Annotated in this window: 6 protein-coding genes; 4 read left to right on the top strand and 2 right to left on the bottom strand. The window is 74.8% G+C overall.

Annotated elements, in window-relative coordinates:
• The first annotated feature begins 175 nt into the window (after positions 1-175).
• Complete coding sequence (locus ACFOWE_RS15635) at positions 176-1,174, top strand: aldo/keto reductase family protein (RefSeq protein WP_377288280.1); 999 nt, start codon at positions 176-178, stop codon at positions 1,172-1,174.
• A 113-nt stretch (positions 1,175-1,287) separates the two neighbouring features.
• Here ACFOWE_RS15635 and ACFOWE_RS15630 read toward each other — a convergent pair whose 3' ends face one another.
• Positions 1,288-1,494 carry a hypothetical protein gene (locus tag ACFOWE_RS15630; protein ID WP_377288278.1) on the bottom strand — a complete coding sequence of 69 codons (207 nt, stop codon included), beginning with the start codon at positions 1,492-1,494 and terminating at the stop codon, positions 1,288-1,290.
• 110 nt (positions 1,495-1,604) lie between these two features.
• On the opposite strand from ACFOWE_RS15630, the gene ACFOWE_RS15625 reads away from it, so the two are divergent.
• On the top strand, positions 1,605-2,597 hold the full coding sequence (locus tag ACFOWE_RS15625) for a bifunctional adenosylcobinamide kinase/adenosylcobinamide-phosphate guanylyltransferase (protein WP_377288276.1): 993 nt from the start codon (positions 1,605-1,607) through the stop codon (positions 2,595-2,597).
• Between the two features lie 185 nt (positions 2,598-2,782).
• A complete protein-coding gene (locus tag ACFOWE_RS15620) occupies positions 2,783-3,889 on the top strand; it encodes an adenosylcobinamide-GDP ribazoletransferase (RefSeq protein WP_377288274.1) in 1,107 nt (368 codons plus the stop codon).
• Between the two features lie 201 nt (positions 3,890-4,090).
• Here the strand turns inward: ACFOWE_RS15620 and ACFOWE_RS15615 are convergent, their stop codons facing one another.
• Positions 4,091-4,480: a GntR family transcriptional regulator gene (locus ACFOWE_RS15615; RefSeq protein ID WP_377288272.1), complete on the bottom strand. Its 390-nt coding sequence runs from the start codon at positions 4,478-4,480 to the stop codon at positions 4,091-4,093.
• Between the two features lie 84 nt (positions 4,481-4,564).
• On the opposite strand from ACFOWE_RS15615, the gene ACFOWE_RS15610 reads away from it, so the two are divergent.
• Positions 4,565-6,052 carry a leucyl aminopeptidase gene (locus ACFOWE_RS15610; RefSeq protein WP_377288270.1) on the top strand — a complete coding sequence of 496 codons (1,488 nt, stop codon included), beginning with the start codon at positions 4,565-4,567 and terminating at the stop codon, positions 6,050-6,052.
• Positions 6,053-6,129 lie beyond the last annotated feature (77 nt).

The following is a 6,129-nucleotide window of genomic DNA, read 5'->3' as shown; positions in this document are numbered from 1 at the left end:
GCCCGGCGGGACCGGACGGCTCCGCAGCCGGACCGCCACGACCGCCACCGCGACGACCGCCGCCGCCGCGCCGGCCGCGAGCGCGAGCCGTACCCATCGGAGAGTGATCAACCGTCGCACGCCGGGCAGAGTATCCCGAATCGGATCTCCACCCGGCGCCTACTAGGGTCGAACCATGGAATTCCGTCACCTCGGCCGCAGCGGTCTCATGGTCAGTGAGATCAGCTACGGCAATTGGATCACCCACGGTTCCCAGGTCGAGGAGGACGCCGCCAAGGAGTGCGTGAAGGCGGCGCTCGACGAGGGGATCACCACCTTCGACACCGCCGACGTCTACGCCGGCACCCGGGCCGAGGAGGTCCTCGGCCGGGCCCTGAAGGGCGTGCGCCGGGAGTCTCTGGAGATCTTCACCAAGGTCTACTGGCCGACCGGCCCCGGCCCCAACGACCGCGGGCTGTCCCGCAAGCACATCACCGAGTCGATCCACGGCTCGCTGCGCCGCCTGCAGACCGACTACGTCGACCTCTACCAGGCCCACCGGTTCGACCACGAGACTCCGCTCGAGGAGACCCTCAAGACCTTCGACGACCTGGTGCGGCAGGGCAAGGTCCTCTACGTCGGCGTCAGCGAGTGGAGCGCCGAGCAGATCGCCGCGGCACTGAAGATCGCCGACGAGATGGGCTTCGACCGCCTGGTCTCCAACCAGCCGCAGTACTCCATGCTGTGGCGGGTCATCGAGGCCGAGGTCGTGCCGCTCTGCGAGAAGGAGGGCCTCGGCCAGATCGTCTGGTCCCCGATCGCCCAGGGCGTGCTCACCGGCAAGTACCTGCCGGGCCAGCCGCCGCCCGCCGGATCCCGGGCCACCGACCCGAGCGGGAGCAACTTCATCTCCCGGATGCTCACCGACGACGTGCTCGCCCGCGTGCAGGAGCTGAAGCCGATCGCCTCCGACCTGGGTCTGACCATGGCCCAGCTCGCGGTGGCGTGGGTGCTGCAGAACCCGAACGTGTCCTCCGCCATCGTCGGCGCGACCAAGCCCGAGCAGGTCCGCGACAACGTCAAGGCCTCCGGCGTCAAGCTGGACGCCGAGGTGATGAAGAAGATCGACGACGTGCTGGGCCCGATCGTCGAGCGGGACCCGGCCAAGACCGTCAGCCCGCCCAAGCGCCCGTAGGGACGGACGCCCGCGCTCCGTCCACCGGACGGCCGCCGGGCCGGTGAAGGCCCGGTCCTCTCCCGGCGGGGGAGGCCCGGGCCTCTCGTGTGAAGGGCCGGGAGCGCGCGAGGCTACTCCTCGCGCAGCGACATCCCGGCGTACTCGACCCGGTCGTCTTCCAGGAGCGTGACCTTCTCCACGCCGGCCGCCAGCAGCTCGCGCCAGTTCTCGCCGAGCCAGGACTCGGCGTCGGACTGACTCGTGAACGTGTCCGCCGGCGCGACCCCCTCGGTCACCTCTCCGCCGTTCGCGTTCTCGTAACGCCAGCGCCACGCCATGCCACACGCTCCTTCCTGCCGGTTCCGCCGCGCCCAGGCGGCTCCGAGAGCCTACGTGATCTCGGAGTCCGGCGCACCGCGCACCCGCCGGGCCGTGCGACCCTTGCCGGGTGAGAGTCCTGTTCGAGGGTACGGCGGGCCCGTACGGCCTGCCGGTTCCCGGCTGCCCCTGCGCCCCCTGCGCCCGGGTGGCCGTCCCCCGGAAGCCTGCCCTGGTCCTCGTCGACGGCCGTCCCGTCCTGCCCGGGGAGACGGTCGTCACCGCCGGCGGACGGCGTCTGCTGTACGCGGCGCCGGACGCCGCCTCCGGGGACGGTCCCTGTGACGGCCCCTGTGACGCCGGGCCCTTCGACGTCGTGCTGATCGACGTGCTGGACCGGCCGGAGCGGCTGGGCGGCCTGCGCCGGCGGGGCCTGGTCACCGGCCGCACCCACGTCGTGGCCGTCGGGATCGACCACCGGGCGCCGAGCGAGGCCGAGCTGGGGCGGCGGCTCGCGCTGTGGGGGGTGCGGGCCGTACCGGACGGGACGGTGCTCGACACCGACGAGGACACGCCCGCCCGCCCGTGCCTGCCGCGCCGCAGCCTGCTGCTGGGCGGCTCCCGGTCGGGCAAGTCGGCCGAGGCCGAGCTCCGGCTGCTGGCCGAGCCGGAGGTCGTCTACGTGGCGACCGGGCCGTCCGGCGACGGCGACCCGGAGTGGCGCGAGCGCGTCCGGGCCCACCGGGAGCGCCGCCCGGCCCACTGGAGCACGGTGGAGAGCACGGACGTGGCCGGGCTGCTGGGGAGCGCGCCGGCGCCCCTGCTGATCGACGGGCTGGGCACCTGGGTCGCCGCCGTCCTCGACGAGTGCGGCGCGTGGGAGGGCGGACCCGGGGCGCTCGCCAGGGCCGAGGAGCGCTGCGACGAGCTGGTGGCCGCGTGGCGGCGGGCGCGGAGGCCGGTCGTGGCCGTCTCGGACGAGGTCGGCCTGGGCGTGGTCCCGGCGACCGCCGGCGGGCGGCTCTTCCGTGACGTGCTGGGCCGGCTGAACCAGCGTCTGGCCGCCGAGACGGAGGACGTCGCCCTGGTCGTCGCCGGGCGCCTGCTCCCCCTGCCCCTCTGACCCTGCCCCTCTGCCCCTGCCCCTACGGCCCTCGCCCTGCCGCCTCTCCGATCACCTCCCCTGCCTCCTGACCCCTGACCTCCTGCCCTCTCCGTCCTCTCGTCTCCGGCCTCTCCCCCGCTCCCCCGCTCCCCCGTCAGGCCACCGCCCCGTACCGGAGCCGCCGGGCGCTACGATCGTCGGCCATGCCCGCGCAGCCGCCCCCGGACAGCCCCCGCGACCCCGAGAGTCCTCACGATCCCGAGGACCGGCGGGCCCCGGAGAGCCCCGCCGCCCCGTCCACGTTCGGGGACGGGCTGCGGCTGGCGGTCGGCACGCTGAGCGTCTTCCCGGTGCGGCCGGGGACCGTGGACCGCCGGGCGGGCGGCCGGGCGATGGCGCTCGCCCCCCTGGTGGGCGCGGCGCTGGGCGCCGTCGCGGCGGCCGTGCTCGCGGGCGCGCTCTTCCTGGGCGTCTCGCCGCTGCTCGCCTCGCTCCTCGCGGTCGGCACGCTGGCGCTGCTCACCCGGGCCCTGCACCTGGACGGGCTGGCCGACCTGGCCGACGGACTGGGCAGCGGCAGGCCCGCCGGACAGGCCCTGGACATCATGAAGCGCTCCGACATCGGCCCGTTCGGGGTGGTGACGCTGGTCTTCGTCCTGGGCGTGCAGGTGGTGGCGCTGGCGGAGGTCTCCGCCGCCGGGCACGGGCCGGTCGCGCTGGTCGCCGCCTGCGTCGCCGGGCGGCTGGCGATCACCTGGGCCTGCCACGAGAACGTCCCCGCGGCCCGCCCGGGCGGGCTGGGCGCGACGGTCGCGGGCACCGTACGGCGCGGCCCCGCGCTGGCCGCCACCGCGCTCTCGCTGGCGGGCCTGGCCGTGCTGTCGCTCGCCCACCACACCGGCGCCCTCGACCTGCTCGCTTCCTCCGGGAGCGCCGCCGACCGCCGCTACGCGGACTACTCCCCCGCCGACTCGGTGGAGGGGGAGATCGCGTCGATGGCCCGCGGGTTCGTCATCGGGGTCGAGAACCGGATCGGGCCGTGCCCGGGCCCCTCCTGCCCTCTCGAGCCCGGCCTCGTCGTGGGGGAATCCGACCCGGTCGTCCTCCTCGCGGACGGGCTGCTGGGCGGCGCGCCGTTCCCGCTCGTCCTGGCGGGCCTCCCGCTCGCCCTGGCGACCGGGTTACTGGCGGCCTCGGCGCTGCGGCGCCGGGCGGTGCGGCGGCTGGGCGGGATCACCGGGGACGTGCTGGGCGCGCTCGCCGAGACCGCCGCGGCCGCCATGCTGGTGGCCTGCGCGTTCCTGTGGTGAGGCTTCCCGGGTCCCCGCCGGGCCCGGGAAGCCTCTCCTCGGCCTCCGGAACCCGTCCCGGTCCCGGGGACCGTCCTCCGGGCGGCACGACGCCGTCCGGGAGACCCGCTCGGGCCCCGGGGATCACCCCGGGGATCCTCCTCCGGGCGGCACGTCGGCGTCCGGAGGACCCGCTCCGGTCCGCGGCGGGGACCCGGAGGGTCACGACAGCTCCCTGATGACGTGCACGACCTCCTCGGGGCCGTAGCCGTACTGGTCGGCCAGGGCGAGCAGGTCGCGTACGGCCTCGGCCAGCACCCCGCGGGCGTCGGGCCGGCGCAGCACGCTGACGCCCCGGCCGCGCCGGAACTCCAGCAGTCCCTCGTCCCGCAGCCCGCGCAGCGCGCGCAGGACGGTGTTGGCGTTGACGCCGAGGGCGGCGGCCAGGTCGCGGGCGGGCGGGAGGCGGTCGCCCGGGGCGTAGGCCCCGGCGGCGACGGCGCGGCGGACCGCTCCGGCCACCTGGACGTGGAGCGGCCGGGAGTCGTTCAAATCCAGGGTGATGCTCATGGTGACGTCGACATTAGCTCCATCGAACAGATGGAGCCACATACATTGGCACCATTTTGGATCTACCGATTGGTAGGACGACCCCCTGTTTACGCGAAGGGCCCCGACAGGACTAGCATCGCCCACGTGACCACAGTGCGGCTGAACTCAAGTGACAACGTCGTCTCTTTCGACACCGAAGCGCTGGTCGTCGGAGTCCATTCCGGTCCGGACGGCCTGCGCGCCGCGCCCGGGGCCGAGGGGCTCGACGAGGCGCTCGGCGGCAGGCTCGCCGCCACCCTCGGCGCCATGGGCGTCAAGGGCAAGACCGGGGAGATCGCCAAGGTTCCGACCTTCGGCGCGCTGACCGCCCCGCTCCTCGTCGCCGTGGGCCTCGGCGACGCCCCCGAGGGGGACTACGACCCCGAGGCCCTCCGCCGTGCCGCGGGCACCGCGACCCGCGCCCTGGCCGGGACCGGCCGGGTCGCGCTCGCCCTGCCCTCCCCCGACGCGGAGCGGACCGGCGCGCTGGCCCTGGGCGGCCTGCTGGGCGCCTACTCCTTCACCAAGTACCGGACCGGCGGCGAGCAGCCCGCCCCGGTGGACGAGATCACCGTGCTGAGCGGGGCCAAGGACGCCGAGGAGGCCGTCGCGCGCGCCTCCACGATCGCCGCCTCCGTCTCCCTGGTCCGCGACCTGGTCAACACCCCGCCCTCGGACCTGTGGCCGGCCCGTTTCGCGGAGATCGCCGAGCAGACCGGCGGCGAGGCCGGCCTCTCGGTGGAGGTGCTCGACGAGACCGCCCTCAAGGAGGGCGGCTACGGCGGCATCGTCGCCGTCGGCCAGGGCTCCGCCAACCCGCCGCGCCTGGTCCGGCTCGCCTACAGCCACCCGGAGGCGTCCAAGACGGTCGCCTTCGTCGGCAAGGGCATCACCTTCGACTCGGGCGGCCTGTCGCTCAAGCCCACCACCTCGATGGACTGGATGAAGTCCGACATGGGCGGCGCGGGCGCGGTCTTCGGCGCGCTCGTCGCCATCGCCCGGCTGGGCCTGAAGGTCAACGCGGTCGGCTACATGTGCCTGGCCGAGAACATGCCGAGCGGCACCGCCCAGCGCCCCTCGGACGTGTTCACCAGCTACGCGGGCAAGACGGTGGAGGTGCTCGACACCGACGCCGAGGGCCGCCTGGTCCTGGCCGACGGCATCGCCCGCGCCGGCGAGGACGACCCCGACCTGATCGTGGACGTCGCCACGCTCACCGGCGCGCAGATCGTCGCGCTCGGCTGGCGCACGGCGGGCGTCATGGCCAACGACGACGAGCTCCGCGAGGAGGTCGTCCGGATCGCCGGGGAGCAGGGCGAGAACGCCTGGGGCATGCCGCTGCCCGAGGAGCTCCGCAAGGGTCTCGACTCCCCCGTCGCCGACATCGCCAACCTGCACCCCGAGCGCTTCGGGGGCATGCTGACCGCGGCCATCTTCCTGCGGGAGTTCGTGCCGGAGGGCGTGCGCTGGGCGCACATCGACATGGCCGGCCCCGCCTTCAACAAGGGCGAGCCGCACGGCTACACGCCGAAGGGCGGGACCGGCGCGATCACCCGGACCCTCATCGGCCTCGCCGAGCGCTACGCCGGCTGAGGTCACCCTGCGCGAGCAGGGCACACGCTACGTGAACAAGTGAAAAGATGTGGTCGCCGGGGGCGGGCGAGGAGCGC

This window comes from Planomonospora corallina (assembly GCF_042650625.1).
GTDB lineage: Bacteria > Actinomycetota > Actinomycetes > Streptosporangiales > Streptosporangiaceae > Planomonospora_B > Planomonospora_B corallina.
Note: the sequence above shows the minus strand (reverse complement) of the source record. Positions and strands in the feature narration are given on the sequence as shown.

What these genes read in the sequence shown, in the direction of transcription:
- ACFOWE_RS15635 (WP_377288280.1), top strand. Translation starts at nt 176, where the DNA reads ATGGAATTCCGTCACCTCGGCCGCAGCGGTCTCATGGTCAGTGAGATC.
- ACFOWE_RS15630 (WP_377288278.1), bottom strand. Translation starts at nt 1,494, where the DNA reads ATGGCGTGGCGCTGGCGTTACGAGAACGCGAACGGCGGAGAGGTGACC.
- ACFOWE_RS15620 (WP_377288274.1), top strand. Translation starts at nt 2,783, where the DNA reads ATGCCCGCGCAGCCGCCCCCGGACAGCCCCCGCGACCCCGAGAGTCCT.
- ACFOWE_RS15615 (WP_377288272.1), bottom strand. Translation starts at nt 4,480, where the DNA reads ATGTGGCTCCATCTGTTCGATGGAGCTAATGTCGACGTCACCATGAGC.